This window comes from Pseudomonas helleri, from assembly GCF_045830615.1.
Taxonomy (GTDB): Bacteria; Pseudomonadota; Gammaproteobacteria; order Pseudomonadales; family Pseudomonadaceae; genus Aquipseudomonas; species Aquipseudomonas helleri.
This window is the reverse complement of the sequence record NZ_CP174501.1, coordinates 4,945,362-4,962,226: the sequence shown is the minus strand read 5'-3', so window position 1 is coordinate 4,962,226 and position 16,865 is coordinate 4,945,362. Positions and strand designations below refer to the sequence as shown.

Here is a 16,865-nt window from a genome sequence, read left to right as displayed (position 1 = left end):
CCCTTGAGCGCCGCTGCCACTGGATAACCTGATGACTCATTCCAGTCATCCAGTTAATCCCGATGCCCGATTCTCCAACACCCCAGCCTTCTGATAATCCGCCTGTCGCTGTCAAAGGCAAGCACGATGAATTCATCAAAAAATCTATTCCAGACCACCTGATTACCCTCTCACCCGCTCGACGCAAGGCGCTCAATGGTGCCAATCCCGAGGCGGTGCAGTGGTACTCCAAGGTGACTGCCGAACAGCGAGTCGAGCTGCAAAAACTGGTCGTGGCCCGGATCAAGGCGCAGGGCAAGCTCGACAAAACCATGGGCAAGATCCTGCCCCTCACAGATTTTGCCAGGCCGCTGCTTGAGGTCGCGTTGAAAGACATCGGTCATACGATGGACGTTAACGAGGTGTATCTACGGCTTTACAGCACTGTTGAGAATGACGATTTTGGCGTTTCCGAGGCCTTTAGCGTTCGCACACTGTCATTGCTGCAGGCCGCGCTGCACAACTTTGAAGAGGTCGAAACCGGCGAGGGGCATTTCACCGATGACTCCGGCTTCATCTCGCGCCCCGATGAGCAAGGGCATTTCAAACCGTATGTCACGCTCCTCTCGATTCAGGCGTTTGTCCAGCTGTGCCGATCTCTGGACCTGGGCACGTTGTACCAGACCTACTTGAAGACTTTTCTTGATTCAAAAAGCGAGATTTATCAGTCCCTGCTGCAATCACACTTTATGGATCACCATAAATCGGCGCTTATGGCCGATGCCTATGTGGCCATGCTCAAGGGTGATATCACCGTTGAGCATTTCAAGATGCTGTTGGTGGTCATATCGGGACCTCAGCCGGCGAGAATCGAAGGGAAGCAGGTCTGGTACCGATCTGTCCGTTTGTGGGATATGACCCTCAGGGGCTGTGTGGTGTTTGAGCCGCGGATCAAATACTTTCCCGCGTCGTGGATCATCGTCTGGATCCCTGGTGACCCGTATCATCCGCTCAAGTACTACTCCTCACATGATGCCTTTCAGGCCGACTTGACGAAAAAACTGACGCCCGAACGCCTGACAGTACCCAGAAGCTCTGAACTCACAGCTTATCAGCGGTTTCTGAGCCAGTTCATCGACCAGAACAAGCATCCGGAGTATTACAACCGCCTGACCGGGCCGTTGACCCACGCACCCGTGCAGCCCTTGGCGCTGCCTGGCGGCAGGGTGACGGAGGACGGTCGCTGGCCCCATTGGGCTAACTCGCCAGTGGACCTGCATACATACACGTCGCACATGCCGCCAGGCGGAGCGGGGACGGGGTCGAGTATCAGGGACAAGTCGCCAGTGGACCTGCCTGACTACACGGCACGGGTACTGTTGGCTGTGCCCCCGGTTTACGTCGGCGTGGTACCGCTGAACCCTCGCGATGAGTGGTACCAGCCGGATCTGTGGCAACACTTATTGGAGGTCATGATCAAGAAAAGCCTCGCGGATGGGCGATGCCTGGCTATTTCTACTGAAGATGCCGATACCGCCTACCTGATCCGGCGCACGTCGCACTACTTCAACTTGTTTACGCTGGTGCTCAATACGGTGTCATTCGTCGTGCCGGAGCTGGGGCTGGTCATGCTGTCGGTCATGGCCGTTCAACTGTTGCACGAAACCATAGAGGGCATCGTTGATTGGTCTGCGGGGGATGTACGGTCCGCCTGGGCGCATTTCTCGGATGTCATTGAAAATCTCGCTATTGCTGCTGCGGGAGCTGTGGTTGCCCATTACACGGTGAGCCCGGTCATTCAAAAACTCAAAACCATCACGCTGTTCGGCGGCAAGACGCGCTTGTGGAAACCCGAGCTTGCACCCTATGAGCGCTCACAAGGTGTCCCGCCGAGTTCGCGGGCCAATGAAGCAGGTCTGCACGTGGTCGGGGAGCAAGAGGTCCTGCCCCACGAAGGCAAACACTATGAACTCAACACGGACCCCGTCACCGGTGAGTACCGGACTCAGCACCCCACGCGCAGCGACGCGTATCAACCGGTGTTCCGGCACAACGGCGAGGGTGTCTGGGTGAATGAAACCGAGCAGCCCCTGACCTGGAGTGACGAGACCCTCAGGCAGCGCCTGGGCACTGTGACAGAGGGGTTCAGCGACGCTGAATTCAGGCAGGCGCTGCGCATTAGCGATGTGTCCTTTGATGATCTGCGGCGTATGTACGTTGACAACGAGCCCATTCCCGCCGCGCTCAAAGACACGCTCAAACGCTATGCCGCCAACTCCAAGGCTCGCGGTGTCGGCCCGCACATCCTGGCCGGGCGAATGCCGCGCGAGACGTGCACCTTTGCCGTGACCTTTACCCTCGAATTACCACGCTGGCCACAGAACGTCGCGTTTGAGGTGTATGAGGCCGCGAGCCCGCTCACGACCGCCAAACGGTTTGGCAATGCTCAGGCCACCGGAGCAGACGTCATAAAAATAAGCGACGTTGAGCTGATGAGTGGAAAGTTGCCCGAGCGGGTGGTCGACCGCTTCTCGCGCTCCGAACTTGAGCAGTTGCTGGGCGAATCGGTGCCTTTTGAGGAGCAGGAGCGTGTTCAGATGCTCAGGGAAAAACTGGCCACGCACGCCTCAGATAACGCCGGGCGTTTGTTTGAGAGCATCTTCAATGATGTCATCCCTGAGAATGACCCCGATGCCGCAGCGCTGAGGTTGATTCAGCGGGCTTATCCGCGGTTAACCACGACGCGCATTCGCGGCTTGCTGGCTGACGCGTCACTGGCTGAGAAAGCGGTGTTACAGCAAGGCAAAATCCCGATGAAGCTCGGACTCAACGCCTTGCACGTCCAGCGCGCGATGCGCATTGAACAGGCGTATCTGGGGCTTTACCTGGATGAGATGGTCACTGCCGATACTGAGATGTTGGTGATGAACTCTTTGGAGGCACTGCCTGGCTGGAAGCATGACTTGCGCCTTGAAGTACGTGATGGCAACCGCGACGGCACGCTGCGAAGCCAGTACGGCGCCGAAAACGCCAGCCAGCGAAAAGTGTTGGTCAGGGATGCCGATGGCCGTTACGAGACATTCGACTCACAGGGGCAGTCTTTGCACGGGCAGGATGATTTTATTGCCAGCTTGCAGTACGCGTTGCCGGATGCGCACCGCACCTCAATTGGTTTGCCGCATACCGGTCAGGGAGAGGCGCTAAAAGTATTGATACGCGAGCATGCCATTACACGATCACGCTTGCGTCAATTGCTGAAAATACCGCCCGACGAATTACCGTTTTTCAAGTCGCCAGTTCGGCTGTCGCCCAAGCGTTCAGGCTACCCGTTGAGTGGTCGGGGTGTTGGCGAGGCAGCGGCCCACCTCAAGCTTCAGGCGCTTAAAGAGCGCTTCAGGGCGCTGTACCCGGAGAAGACCGTGCAGCACCGCTGGGACCCGGCCAGCCCTGACATTTACACCGACTTCCTGGAGTTCCAGCGTGTGCACCGGGAGGTCACCGAAGAGAAAATCAGCCTGCTTGAGCAGGAGTTCCGGCAGATGGATGCCAGCCTGAATCAATGGATCCGTTCGCCGATCAACGATCAGCCGCTGCCCCCACGGTTGACACGGGAACAGGGTCAGGTGATTCGTCTCCGTCAGCACATCCGCAAGACACTCACCGCTGTCTGGCAGAAGGCCAGTCATCTGGCGGTACGTGAAGCGGGCCGCGAGTTGGGGTTCAGCATCAATTTTGAAGACGTGCCAGGGCTGGGTGAGGTACTCGGCACGCTGCCACCGCTGGAGGCCAACTTTGATCATGTCCGGGATATCAATCTCAATGGGACCGGTGTGACTGATTCGATCGATGGTTTTCTGTCAAATTTTGAGCGCATACGCTCGTTGCAAGCTGATAAAAATCGACTGACGCGTCTGCCTGAGGCGTTGGGCTCCATGCGCAACCTGGCGTTTCTGGTCCTGACTGAAGGCACTGTACAACTGACAGAGAGCGGCATCGCCGCCTTGAGGGAATTGACCCTGCTGGAACGTTTGGGGCTTTCGCTTAATCCGTTAGGGTTAGCTCCGGACATCAGCCGCATGTCTGCCCTGGAGGTTCTCGAGCTTTCTCAATGCGAGCAGCGCAACTGGCCGACCGGGTTGTTTGATCAGCCAAGGCCCGAGACATTCAGCTTGAACCTTACCGCCAATGAACTGACCAGCATTCCCGATGTTGAGCCGGGTTCTGATCAGGCCAGAACATTGGCCAGAACCCGGTTGAGCCGCCATCGAGTTTCAGATGCCGTGCTGGAGAAATACAACGCCTACAAAACCTCTGTCGGCATAGACCCCGAACGCATCAACCCACCTTCAGGCGTGCAGGGGCGACGCCAATGGACCCGCGGGCCGGGTGTCAAAGACAAGGCTGAGAAGCAGGCGCTTTGGGACCGTTTAGAACAGGCGCACGGCTCGGAACCGTTTTTCAATGAGCTGGCCCGGCAAGGGGATGACCTGCGCAACAGGCCTGATGACTTTAAGCGCAACATGGAAACCCGGGTCTGGCAGATGCTCGAAGTCATGGATGAAAGTGTGGCCGTGCGCGAAAAGCTGTTCACCATGGCCAATGCGCCTATTACCTGTACGGACGCCGGGCTGCAGGTGTTTAACGCCATGGGGGTCGAAGTGTTGCTGTATGAGGCATTGCGCCTGGAACCCATCGATCTGGCCCTGAGCAAGCTCGAATTGTTTAATCTGGCGCGTGGTCGGGCTCGTCTGGATCAACTGAGCCGGATTGCCCGGGCGAGAGTGCGTGAGTTAGGGGCGCAAGGTCGCCCATTTCCAAAATACGATGCGCAGGACCTTGTTATTCCCCAGTTTGATGCTCAAGGCAATCGGTTGAAAACGATCGACGAGGTGGAGATCCATCTCGCCTACACCACCTTGCTGGCCAAGCGTCTGGACCTGCCTTGGCAGTTGGAAATGTTCTTCGCCGAGCCCGACGTGACCCCCGCCATGCTTGACGCTGCGTACAGCCAAGTGCTGGCGCTGGAAGAGGGGGAGGGATTGCGTAACCAGATGATTAAAATCCCGTTCTGGCGCGAGTTTATCGAGCGTACCAACAGCGCCCGATTCGCGGCGCTGGATGAAAAGGCTTTGGCTCTATTTGAATACCAGAGTGATCAAAAGACCTTGGGGCTCACGGATCCATTGCCGGCGCTGGCACAACGTGCGTTGCGAAAATCCATCGATGCCGCGGCCCGTCATTTGGGCATTGCACCCGCGGATGTTGTCTATGGTCGTGCCATGACCGACCTTGAATACGACGCCATGACCCAGTCATTCCTGGACGAGAAAGACGCCTTAATGAAGTCACTGACCGATAAGGTCGCAGGCCGTAAAGCCACCTGAGCCTTGCAGCCGGGGGGCGTTCAGGCCTTCGGTAGCACCACGGTAAATGTCGTGCCCTGGTCTAGCGTCGAGGTCACGGTAATTTCGCCGTGGTGCGCGTCGACCACTTCTTTAACGATAAACAAACCCAGCCCCAAGCTGGTGGTCGCGCCGGGTAATGTGGCGTCTTCGCTTGGGCTGCGCACCAGCGGGTCAAATAAAGAGCCCAGTGCATCTTTAGCAATCGGAATGCCCAGGTTGTGTACGCACAGCCTGACGGCGTCACTGCTCCCCACGACACTCAAGTTGATTTCGCCCTGCCTGGCACCATGTTGCAGGGCGTTACCAATCAGATTTTGTAACAGTTGCCCGATGCGGCTCGGGTCCCACAAACCTTCAACGTCGCCCTCTACGTGCAGGGTCGGTGTGCAAATGGGCTGACCTGCGCTGGCTTCTTCAAGGGCTCTCTGGCAAGCGTCAGCCAAATTCATCAAGCGCCTTTCTATGGGCATTCCGCTGCCCAGCCGGCTGCGCACAAACTGCAACAAGTCACTGATCATCGTCCCCATGTAGTGGGTGCCATTTTTGATCGCGGCCACGTATGTCAGCGCCTGGTCATCCAGTTTGGCTTTGCGTTGGAGCATTTCGGTGGAAAAGCTGACTGCCTGTAAGGGCGCGCGCAGATCGTGGCCCAAAATGGCCAGGAAGATGTCCCGCGAGCGATTGACCTGCTCGGCATAGGCCGCCGTGGATTCAGCCAGCGCTTCATCAATCGCCTCGTTAAAGCGAATCATGTCGTGAAGGTGGTTCTGATCCGGGCTTTCGACGTTTTTTACCCACAGACGAATGACACAAGCACGCAGGTGGCGAAACTCTGAGGTCATCTGCACCAGGTCAAACCCTACGGCGTGGCGCAATTCACCGTGGCTGGCAGAAGCGTGGTCCAGGCTTGGGGTTTTTGCCGGGCCTTCGCCCTCAGCCTTGGCTTGTTGTTCGCTGGCGGTTTGTGCCGTGACCATGTCGCGTGAAGCCGCCAGCAAAATGGCTTTGGCGTGGTCACGCAGGGCTGCGCTGTCCATCGTTTCGGCGGCTGGGGTAATGGTGGCGGCGAACTGCTCCCATTCATCGACGATACGATCAACATTTTCCACGATGAACTGGGATAGGCGCATGGCCGTACACCTTGCTGCGAGAGCGGTAGTCATAAAAAGGTGACGCATAGTACGCCTTCATACAACGTCCTTCATCCAACTTGGTCCCGAGCGGCAAAAAATCAAGCCCCCGACGGCATCACTGAGGGCTGCACGCGAGGGTCCGATCGCGTGCAGCTTTGTTCAGTGCAGCCGGTTGTCAGAACAAAAAGTACCGCTGCGCCATCGGTAGCACGTCGGCGGGCTCGCACCACAACAACACGCCGTCAGCCTTGACCTGATAGGTCTGCGGGTCAACATCGATGTGGGGCAGGTAGCCGTTGTGGATCAGGTCGGTTTTTTGCACATCGCGACAGCCTTTGACCACGCCAATCTGCTTTTTCAGTCCGAGTTTTTCCGGGACCCCGGCGTCGGCCGCGGCCTGACTGATAAAGGTCAGGCTGGTGGCATGCCGCGAGCCGCCGTAGCTGGCGAACATGGGGCGGTAATGAACCGGCTGCGGGGTTGGGATCGAGCCGTTGGCGTCGCCCATCAGGCTTGAGGCAATGGCCCCACCTTTAAGAATCAACGTGGGTTTGACCCCGAAAAACGCCGGGCGCCACAGCACCAGATCGGCCCATTTACCCACTTCAATCGAGCCCACTTCATGGCTGATGCCGTGGGTGATGGCCGGGTTGATGGTGTACTTGGCGATGTAGCGTTTGGCGCGGAAGTTGTCGTTGCCGGGCGTGTCTTCCGGCAACGGGCCGCGTTGTTTCTTCATCTTGTCGGCGGTTTGCCAGGTGCGCGTAATCACCTCGCCCACCCGGCCCATGGCCTGGCTGTCAGAGCTGATCATCGAGAACGCGCCCAGGTCGTGAAGAATGTCTTCGGCGGCGATGGTTTCACGGCGGATACGGCTTTCAGCGAAGGCCACGTCTTCGGCAATGCTCGGGTCCAGGTGATGGCAGACCATGAGCATGTCGAGGTGTTCGTCGATGGTGTTGCGGGTAAACGGCCGGGTCGGGTTGGTCGAACTGGGCAGCACGTTGGTGAAACCGCAGGCCTTGATGATGTCGGGAGCATGCCCGCCGCCTGCACCTTCGGTGTGGTAGGTGTGAATGGTGCGGCCCTTGAACGCGGCCAGAGTGGTTTCAACAAAGCCGGACTCGTTCAGCGTGTCGCTGTGAATCGCCACCTGCACGTCGTACAGGTCGGCCACGCTCAGGCAGTTGTCGATGGAGGCGGGCGTGGTGCCCCAGTCTTCGTGCAGCTTGAGGCCGATGGCGCCGGCCTCGACCTGCTCGATCAACGGCTGCGGCAGGCTGGCGTTGCCCTTGCCGGTAAAACCCATATTGATCGGGAACGCGTCGGCGGCTTGCAGCATGCGCGCCATGTGCCACGGCCCGGAGGTGCAGGTGGTGGCGTTGGAACCGGTAGCGGGACCGGTGCCGCCGCCGATCATGGTGGTCACGCCGCTGTTGAGCGCTTCATCGATTTGCTGGGGGCAGATGAAGTGGATGTGCGTGTCGATGCCGCCTGCGGTGAGGATCATGCCCTCACCGGCAATGACCTCGGTGCTGGCGCCGATGGCGATGGTCACGTTGGGCTGGATGTCCGGGTTACCGGCTTTGCCGATGCTGTGGATACGGCCGTCTTTAAGGCCCACATCGGCTTTGACGATGCCCCAGTGATCGATGATCAGCGCGTTGGTGATCAGCGTGTCGACCACCTCGGCGGCGAGCAACTGGCTCTGGCCCATGCCGTCACGAATCACCTTGCCGCCGCCGAACTTTACTTCTTCACCGTAGGTGGTGAAATCCTGCTCGACCTCGATCCACAACTCGGTGTCGGCCAAGCGAACCTTGTCACCCACAGTAGGACCGAACATATCGGCATAAGCCTGGCGGGATATTTTCATTGCACGTTCCTAAGACAGTTAGACCGAACCTGTAGGAGCGAGCTTGCCTCGCGATCTTTTGGAAGATCAAAAGATCGCGAGGCAAGCTCGCTCCTACGCAGGGGAAGAGCGGTTAATCCAGATTGCCCATCACACGCCCGGCAAAGCCGAACACGCGACGCAGCCCGGCCAGTTCCACCAGTTCCACTTCGCGGGTTTGCCCGGGCTCAAAGCGCACCGCTGTGCCCGCCGGAATATTGAGGCGCATGCCACGGCTGTCGCCGCGATCAAACATCAGCGCGTCGTTGGTCTCGAAAAAGTGATAGTGCGAGCCCACCTGAATCGGCCGGTCGCCACGGTTGGACACGCTGAGGGTGTGGGTGCGGCGACCGACGTTGAGTTCGATCTCGCCCGCTTCAATCCGGTATTCGCCTGGAATCATTGCGGTTCACTCAAGGTTTTGTAGTAGATGGCTGTCGGCGCGTAGGTGCCGTTAGGGTTTTGACAATAGTTGGGCAGTTCGCCGACACGGGTGTAGCCCAGCGCGCTGTAGAAGTTTTCGGCGGGTGAACCGGCCTCGGTATCCAGGTGCAGCAGGCCGCGTTTTTGCTCGCGTGCGCCTTGCTCCAGCGCATGGATCAGCACTTGGCCCAGACCACGGCGGCGCGCTTCGTTGAGCACTAGCAGCTTTTGCACTTCGGCGCGGTTGAGGCCGTTGGCCCGTTGGCACAGCGCCAATTGCACGCTGGCCAGCACGCGCTGATCCTCGACCAGCACCCATAGCAGCAGGTTGCCCTGTGCCAGTTGGGTGTGCACATCGTCGAAGTAACGATTGGCCTGGGCCAGGTCAAAGTCGCCCATAAAGCCGACCGAAGCCCCGTGCTTTACGGCGTCGACCAGCAGCTCGATCAAGCCTTCGCGGTACTGCGCGAACGTGGCCGCGGTGACTTGAATCGGTTGTTCGGTGATCATTGCCCACGCTCCTGTGGTGGTAGTGCGCCGGGGTTGAGCATCAGTTGCATAAAGGTCAGGTCGAGCCAGTTGCCGAATTTGATCCCGACTTGCGGCATGCGCCCGCTGGTGACGAAACCCAGTTGTTTATGCACATGAATCGAGGCCGCATTACCGCCTTCGATGGCCGCCACCATCACGTGCTTGCCGCAGCCTCGGGCGCGTTCAATCAGTGCGGCGAGCAGCTTGGGCCCCAGTTTTTTGCCGCGCTGGTCGGGGTGCACGTACACCGAATGCTCGACGGTGTGGCGAAAGCCTTCAAAGGGCCGCCAGTCACCAAACGAGGCATAGCCCAAGGCAATATCGGCATCGTCGACGATCACCAAAATCGGATACCCCTGGGCCTGGCGGGCGTTGAACCACTGCTGGCGGTTGTCGAGGTCGACGGTTTGCTCGTTCCAGATCGCCAGGGTGTTGAGCACCGCATCGTTGTAAATCTCGCGAATCGCCGGCAGGTCGGCCGGGACGGCATCACGAATAACGTAAGACATGGGCAGCCTCAGGCGATGGGTTGGTGGACGGTGACCAGCTTGGTGCCGTCAGGGAAGGTGGCTTCAACCTGAATGTCCGGGATCATTTCCGGGATGCCTTCCATCACCTGTTCACGCGACAGCAGGGTGGTGCCGTAGTGCATCAGTTCGGCTACGGTGCGGCCATCGCGGGCGCCTTCGAGCAGGGCGGCAGAGATATAGGCGATGGTTTCCGGGTAATTGAGTTTCACCCCCCGGGCCAGTCGACGCTCAGCCAACAGGCCGGCGGTGAAGATCAGCATCTTGTCTTTTTCGCGTGGGGTCAGGTCCATGGTGGAGTCCGTGTTTAAATCAGAAAAATAGGGACTGTAGGAGCGAGCTTGCCTCGCGATCTTTTAAACGCTCAAAAGATCGCGAGGCAAGCTCGCTCCTACAGAGAGTGCATCAAGTGCTCCAAATTCGTGGTGCAAGCGCCTCGCGGCCCAGCAGTGCCGGGCGCAGCAAGCGCCATAATTCAATTAGCCAGCCCCGCGCCTGCAAGGCTTCGGTGGCCAGGCAGCGGGCCACCAGCAAACCCGGTAACTGGGTCAAATCCCCGCGCACCGGGTTCGGCAGGCTGCGACAGGTTTCCAGCAGTTCAGCGCTGATCTCACCGGTCACCAATAACGTGGCAAACACCGGGTTGCCGTCCAGGCCGATGGGGGAGTCCAGCAGCCCGTCATCACCGACGATGCGCTGGCGCTCATGCCAGAGCAATTGACCGTCGCGTCGAATATCCAGGTGCGACTGAAAATGCCCGCGCTCAAACCGCTCGCCACTGGCCATACGGCCCAGCGCCACCATGTCCCAGTAAAACAGCCGGGCATCGCCCTCAAGCTCAATGCGCGTGCTGATGTCGGCCTGGGCCGCGCTGAACACGATGGTTTCTTGTGGCAGCCATTCGAGGGTCGCGCCTGCGGCCACGTTGAGTTCGACGCTCTGGAAGGCCGGGCCCGCGGCGCGGTACCACTTGGCTGCGCCGGGGCTGGTGAGTTGCGCCCAGGCATCGGGCCCGACGCTGGCGCTGATGTCCAGCCGGTCACCGCCTGCAATCCCGCCGGGCGGGTGGACGATGATGTGCTGGCACACTTCGGGGCCTTCGGCGTACAGGTGCTTTTGCACCCGCAGCGGGCCGAGGTGGCGGCGCAGGGTCGGGCGCGTACTGTCGCCAAAACGCCCATAGCCCAGCGCCAGCTCGGCGTGCCAGCTGGGGGTGAACAGCGCGGTGTTGGCAGGCACGTTCATATGTAGGACTTTTTACCCGGAAAGAGTGACAGATTAAATCGTCACCAGCCCGCGCACACCTTCTGTTTGCATATTTTCACCTCGGCCTTGCTGAACGATTTCGCCCCGCGACATCACCAGGTACTGGTCGGCCAGTTCTTCGGCAAAGTCGTAGAACTGCTCCACCAGCAAAATCGCCATGTCGCCGCGTGCCGCGAGCATTTTGATTACTGCGCCGATCTCTTTGATCACCGAGGGCTGAATGCCTTCGGTGGGCTCGTCGAGAATCAGCAGCCGTGGGCGGCTGGCCAACGCCCGGCCAATCGCCAGTTGTTGCTGCTGGCCACCGGAGAGGTCGCCGCCACGCCGATGCTTCATTTGCAGCAACACCGGGAACAGCTCGTAGATAAACGCAGGCACTTCACGGGCTTCGGAGCCGGGAAAGCGCGACAGGCCCATCAGCAGGTTTTCTTCAACGGTGAGGCGCCCGAAAATCTCGCGACCCTGGGGCACGTAGGCAATACCGGCGTGCACACGCTGGTGGGGTTTGAGCGTGGTGATGGTCTTGCCTTCCCACTGCACGCTGCCTTGTTTGACCGGCAGCAAGCCCATCAGGCACTTGAGCAGTGTAGTTTTGCCCACACCATTGCGTCCCAGCAGGCAGGTGACTTCGCCCACTTTGACCTCAAACGACAGGCCGCGCAGGATGTGGCTGCCGCCGTAGTACTGGTGCAGCTTTTCGACTTGAAGCATGTTCAGATTCCTTCATTCCTTTGTAGGAGCGAGCTTGTCTCGCGATCTTTTGATCTTCTAAAAGATCGCGAGACAAGCTCGCTCCTACAGGGGGATTTGATCTAACGACCCAGATACACCTCAATCACCCGTTCATCCGCCTGCACCTGCTCCAGCGAGCCTTCGGCCAGTACGCTGCCCTGGTGCAAGACGGTGACGTGGTCGGCGATGGCGCCGACAAAGCCCATGTCGTGCTCTACCACCATCAGCGAGTGTTTGCCTGCGAGGCTTTTGAACAGTTCGGCGGTGAACTCGGTTTCGGCGTCAGTCATGCCTGCCACCGGCTCGTCCAGCAGCAACAACTGCGGGTCTTGCATCAGCAGCATGCCGATCTCCAGGAACTGCTTCTGGCCGTGGGACAGCAACCCGGCCTGACGCTGCGCCGAGCTGCTCAAGCGAATGGTTTCGAGCACCTCGGCAATGCGGTCTTTCTGCTCGCCGCTGAGGGTGGCGCGCAGGCTGGCCCACACTGATTTGTCGGTTTTCTGCGCCAGTTCGAGGTTTTCGAACACGCTCAATGCTTCAAACACCGTGGGCTTTTGGAACTTGCGGCCAATCCCGGCCTGGGCAATCTGCACTTCGCTCATTTGCCGCAGGTCCAGGGTTTCCCCAAACCAGGCCTGGCCTTCGGTGGGCCGGGTCTTGCCGGTGATGACGTCCATCATCGTGGTTTTACCGGCACCGTTGGGGCCGATGATGCAGCGCAGTTCACCCACGCCGATGTACAGGTTGAGGTTGTTCAGGGCCTTGAAGCCATCGAAGCTGACGCTGATGTCTTCGAGCGTCAGGATGGTGCCGTGGCGGGTGTTCAGGCCCTTGCCAGCAGTGTGGCCCAAGCCGATGGCGTCGCGGCCGCTGCCTGAGTCCTTGTTGGGGTCGAGTACAGGTTCGAGCATGACGTTCCTCATTGTTCACCCCGTTTCTTCAACAGGCCGATGATGCCCTTGGGCAGGTACAGCGTGACGACGATAAACAGCGCGCCGAGGAAGAACAGCCAGTATTCGGGGAAGGCCACGGTGAACCAGCTCTTCATGCCGTTGACCACGCCCGCGCCGAGCAGCGGCCCGATCAGGGTGCCGCGCCCGCCCAGGGCGACCCACACGGCGGCTTCGATGGAGTTGGTCGGCGACATTTCACCGGGGTTGATGATGCCCACTTGCGGCACATACAACGCCCCGGCCAGGCCGCACAGCACCGCGCTCAGTACCCAGACGAACAGCTTGAAACCCCGTGGGTCGTAGCCGCAGAACATCAGGCGGTTTTCGGCGTCGCGCAGCGCAGTCAGTACCCGGCCAAATTTGCTGCGGGCCAGGCGCCAGCCGACAAACAGGCTGGCTACCAGCAACAGCACCGTGGCCAGAAACAGCACCGCTCGGGTGCCGGGCTCAGTGATGCCAAAGCCCAGGATGCTGCGGAAATTGGTGAAGCCGTTGTTGCCGCCAAAGCCGGTTTCGTTGCGGAAAAACAACAGCATCCCGGCAAAGGTCAACGCTTGGGTCATGATCGAGAAGTACACGCCTTTGATCCGCGAGCGGAAGGCGAAAAAACCAAACACCAGAGCCAATAAACCGGGCGCCAGCACCACCAGGCACATCGCCCACCAGAAGTGCTCGGTGCCGACCCAGTACCACGGCAATTCAGTCCACGACAAAAAGGTCATGAAGTCTGGCAACGCGTCACCCGAGGCCTGGCGCATCAGGTACATGCCCATGGCATAGCCGCCCAGGGCAAAGAACAAGCCATGACCCAGCGACAGCAGCCCGGCATAACCCCAGACAAGATCCAGCGCCAGGGCAACGATGGCGTAGCAGAGGATCTTGCCCACCAGTGTCAGGGTGTAGGCCGAGACCTGGAACGGGCTGTCGGCGGGCAATAGCGAGAGCAGCGGCATGGCCAGCAGCACCAGCAGGATCAGGCCGCCGACCAGTGCGGTCACGGTGGGCCCGGCTTTTTGTGTGGCGGTAAGCATCAGAGGCTGATTCATCAGTCGATCACCCGTCCTTTAAGCGCGAAGAGACCTTGCGGGCGCTTCTGGATAAACAGAATGATCAGCCCCAGGATCAGGATTTTGCCGAGCACGGCGCCGATCTGTGGTTCAAGAATCTTGTTCGCGATGCCCAGCCCGAAGGCCGCGTACACGGTGCCCGCCAGTTGGCCGACGCCGCCCAGCACCACCACCAGAAACGAGTCGATGATGTAGCCCTGGCCCAGGTCCGGGCCGACGTTGCCGATCTGGCTCAGGGCCACGCCACCGAGCCCGGCAATGCCCGAGCCCAGGCCGAAGGCGAGCATGTCCACGCGCCCGGTCGGTACGCCGCAGCAGGCGGCCATGTTGCGGTTCTGGGTGACAGCGCGCACGTTGAGGCCCAGGCGGGTTTTGTTCAGCAGCAGCCAGGTCAGGAAGACCACAGCCAGGGCGAAGACGATAATCACCAGACGGTTGTACGGCAGCACCAGGTTGGGCAGCACTTGAATCCCGCCCGAAAGCCAGGCCGGGTTGGCCACTTCGACGTTTTGTGCGCCGAACAGCACGCGCACCAGCTGGATCAGGATCAGGCTGATGCCCCACGTCGCCAGCAGGGTTTCCAGCGGGCGGCCATAAAGGTGGCGAATGATGGTGCGCTCCAGCACCATGCCGATGGCGGCGGTGACGAAAAACGCCACCGGCAGGGCCAGCAACGGGTAGAACTCGATGGCGCCGGGGGCGAAGCGTTGAAACAGCAGTTGCACGCAGTAGGTCGAGTAGGCGCCGAGCATCAGCATTTCGCCGTGGGCCATGTTGATCACCCCCAGCAAGCCGAAGGTGATGGCCAGGCCGAGGGCCGCGAGCAGCAGAATTGAGCCCAGCGACAAGCCGCTAAAGGCTTGGCCGAGCAGGTCGCCGATCAGCAGTTTGCGTTTGACCTGGGCCAGGCTGGTTTCGGCGGCGGTGCGCACCGAGGCGTTGGTTTCGACGTCCGGTTGCAGCAGGTTTTCAAGGCGGGTGCGGGCCAGCGGTTCGCCGGTTTCACCGAGCAAACGCACGGCGCTCAAGCGTACGGCGGGGTCCGGATCGACCAGTTGCAGATTGGCCAGCGCCAGGCTCAAGGCCGTGTGCACATCGTGGTCGGTTTCTTCTGCCAGTTGCTGGTCGAGGAATTTAAGCTGCGCCGGTTTGGCGGATTTTTGCAGTTGCTGGGCGGCGCTCAGCCGCAGTTTCGGGTCGGCGGCCAGCAGTTGGTGGCTGGCCAGAGCGGTCTCAACCAGCCCGCGCAGACGGTTGTTCAGGCGCAAGGTTTTGACCTGGCCGTCGACGGTGACTTGCCCCTGTTGCAGGCTGTTGATCAGTTCAACACGGGCGGGGGTGGGCTGCGCCGCCCAGCTTTCGAGGAGTTGGGCCTGCACTGAATTATTGGCCGCCGCGAAGTCGCTGGCGTCATCGGCGTAAGCGCCCAGTGGCAGTAACACCAAGAGTGCGCAGATAAAACGAAAAAGGGCAGTGGGCATAGTTTTAGCCTTGCGCAATCTGTAGGAGCGAGCTTGTCTCGCGATCTTTCAGGCAGATCAAAAGATCGCGAGGCAAGCTCGCTCCTACAGGGAATTACGGGGGTTAGTTACTTTTCACCGGGGCGTCCGGTTTTTTGTCGTTGCCAGGAATGAACGGGCTCCATGGCTGGGCGCGGATGGGTTCTGGGGTTTGCCATACCACGTTGAACTGGCCGTCATCCTGGATCTCACCGATCATCACCGGCTTGTGCAGGTGGTGGTTGGTCTTGTCCATGGTCAGGGTGTAACCCGACGGCGCGGCGAAGGTCTGGCCGGCCATGGCCTCGCGGACTTTGTCGACATCGGTGGACTTGGCTTTTTCAGCCGCCTGCGCCCACATATGAATGCCCACGTAGGTGGCTTCCATCGGATCGTTGGTCACGGCTTTGTCAGCGCCCGGCAAGTTGTGGGCTTTGGCGTAGGCTTTCCAGTCGTCGACAAACTTCTTGTTGACCGGGTTATCCACCGACTCGAAGTAGTTCCAGGCGGCGAGGTTGCCCACCAGCGGCTTGGTGTCGATGCCACGCAGTTCTTCTTCGCCCACCGAGAACGCAATCACCGGCACGTCAGTGGCTTTCAGCCCCTGGTTGGCCAGCTCTTTATAGAACGGCACGTTGGAGTCGCCGTTCACGGTGGAGATCACCGCGGTCTTGCCACCTGCCGAGAACTTTTTGATGTTGGACACGATGGTCTGGTAATCGCTGTGACCAAATGGCGTGTAGACCTCCTGGATGTCCTTGTCGGCTACGCCTTTGGAATGCAGGAACGCACGCAGGATTTTGTTGGTGGTGCGCGGGTACACGTAGTCGGTGCCCAGCAGCACGAAGCGCTTGGCGCTGCCGCCGTCTTCGCTCATCAAATACTCAACCGCCGGGATGGCTTGCTGGTTAGGCGCTGCACCGGTGTAGAACACGTTGGGCGACATTTCTTCGCCTTCGTATTGCACCGGGTAGAACAGCAGGCCGTTGAGTTCTTCAAACACCGGCAGTACCGATTTACGGGACACCGAGGTCCAGCAACCGAACACCACCGCAACTTTGTCCTGAGTCAGCAACTGGCGACCCTTTTCGGCAAACAGCGGCCAGTTGGAAGCCGGGTCGACCACCACCGGTTCGAGCATCTTGCCGTTCACCCCGCCCTTGGCGTTGATCTCGTCGATGGTCATCAAGGCCATGTCTTTGAGCGAGGTTTCAGAGATCGCCATGGTCCCGGACAGCGAATGCAGAATCCCCACCTTGATGGTTTCGGCGGCTTGCACCGTCCAGGTCAGACCCATGGCGGCAATGGATGCCGAGAGGGTGAACGCTTTGATCAAGCTACGACGCTTCATGGGCCGATCTCCAGATGTCTCGTTGTTTTAAGGGTCGATACGAACACTGGGAGGGTTTTTGCAAGGTCTGTGCCGAAGTGGTGCAGGGCGTCTAGTGCAGGG

General features: G+C 59.6%; 13 protein-coding genes. 1 reads left to right on the top strand and 12 read right to left on the bottom strand.

Annotated features, from left to right (window positions below; all coding sequences use genetic code 11):
- Positions 1-62 precede the first annotated feature (62 nt).
- Positions 63-5,363 carry a dermonecrotic toxin domain-containing protein gene (locus ACJJU9_RS22340; protein WP_407729560.1) on the top strand — a complete coding sequence of 1,767 codons (5,301 nt, stop codon included), beginning with the start codon at positions 63-65 and terminating at the stop codon, positions 5,361-5,363.
- 20 nt (positions 5,364-5,383) lie between these two features.
- Here ACJJU9_RS22340 and ACJJU9_RS22335 read toward each other — a convergent pair whose 3' ends face one another.
- From ACJJU9_RS22335 to urtA, 12 genes are all read right to left on the bottom strand, one after another.
- The gene (locus ACJJU9_RS22335) at positions 5,384-6,514 is read right to left on the bottom strand and encodes an ATP-binding protein (RefSeq protein WP_407729559.1); all 1,131 of its coding nucleotides are present in this window, start codon (positions 6,512-6,514) and stop codon (positions 5,384-5,386) included.
- A 178-nt stretch (positions 6,515-6,692) separates the two neighbouring features.
- On the bottom strand, positions 6,693-8,393 hold the full coding sequence (gene ureC / locus ACJJU9_RS22330) for an urease subunit alpha (protein ID WP_407729558.1): 1,701 nt from the start codon (positions 8,391-8,393) through the stop codon (positions 6,693-6,695).
- A gap of 112 nt (positions 8,394-8,505) precedes the next feature.
- Positions 8,506-8,814 (bottom strand): urease subunit beta, encoded by a 309-nt coding sequence (locus tag ACJJU9_RS22325; RefSeq protein ID WP_048366545.1) that lies wholly within the window; start codon positions 8,812-8,814, stop codon positions 8,506-8,508.
- Positions 8,811-9,344 carry an N-acetyltransferase gene (locus ACJJU9_RS22320; protein ID WP_153331961.1) on the bottom strand — a complete coding sequence of 178 codons (534 nt, stop codon included), beginning with the start codon at positions 9,342-9,344 and terminating at the stop codon, positions 8,811-8,813. The genes ACJJU9_RS22325 and ACJJU9_RS22320 overlap by 4 nt, the downstream gene beginning before the upstream one ends.
- The gene (locus ACJJU9_RS22315) at positions 9,341-9,874 is read right to left on the bottom strand and encodes an N-acetyltransferase family protein (protein ID WP_407729557.1); all 534 of its coding nucleotides are present in this window, start codon (positions 9,872-9,874) and stop codon (positions 9,341-9,343) included. Before ACJJU9_RS22315 ends, ACJJU9_RS22320 begins: the two co-directional genes overlap by 4 nt.
- Positions 9,875-9,882: 8 nt before the next feature.
- Positions 9,883-10,185, bottom strand: coding sequence for an urease subunit gamma (gene ureA, locus ACJJU9_RS22310; RefSeq protein WP_048366542.1), 303 nt, complete (start codon positions 10,183-10,185; stop codon positions 9,883-9,885).
- A 112-nt stretch (positions 10,186-10,297) separates the two neighbouring features.
- On the bottom strand, positions 10,298-11,137 hold the full coding sequence (locus ACJJU9_RS22305) for an urease accessory protein UreD (RefSeq protein ID WP_153331959.1): 840 nt from the start codon (positions 11,135-11,137) through the stop codon (positions 10,298-10,300).
- A gap of 33 nt (positions 11,138-11,170) precedes the next feature.
- The gene (urtE, locus tag ACJJU9_RS22300; protein WP_407729556.1) at positions 11,171-11,869 is read right to left on the bottom strand and encodes an urea ABC transporter ATP-binding subunit UrtE; all 699 of its coding nucleotides are present in this window, start codon (positions 11,867-11,869) and stop codon (positions 11,171-11,173) included.
- A 101-nt stretch (positions 11,870-11,970) separates the two neighbouring features.
- Positions 11,971-12,816, bottom strand: a complete 846-nt coding sequence (gene urtD / locus ACJJU9_RS22295; RefSeq protein ID WP_185059657.1) for an urea ABC transporter ATP-binding protein UrtD — start codon at positions 12,814-12,816, stop codon at positions 11,971-11,973.
- Positions 12,813-13,892, bottom strand: coding sequence for an urea ABC transporter permease subunit UrtC (gene urtC, locus ACJJU9_RS22290; protein WP_048366538.1), 1,080 nt, complete (start codon positions 13,890-13,892; stop codon positions 12,813-12,815). Before urtC ends, urtD begins: the two co-directional genes overlap by 4 nt.
- Complete coding sequence (gene urtB, locus ACJJU9_RS22285) at positions 13,892-15,394, bottom strand: urea ABC transporter permease subunit UrtB (RefSeq protein WP_407729555.1); 1,503 nt, start codon at positions 15,392-15,394, stop codon at positions 13,892-13,894. The genes urtC and urtB overlap by 1 nt, the downstream gene beginning before the upstream one ends.
- Positions 15,395-15,497: 103 nt before the next feature.
- Positions 15,498-16,763: an urea ABC transporter substrate-binding protein gene (gene urtA, locus ACJJU9_RS22280; RefSeq protein ID WP_123751193.1), complete on the bottom strand. Its 1,266-nt coding sequence runs from the start codon at positions 16,761-16,763 to the stop codon at positions 15,498-15,500.
- Positions 16,764-16,865: the final 102 nt, after the last annotated feature.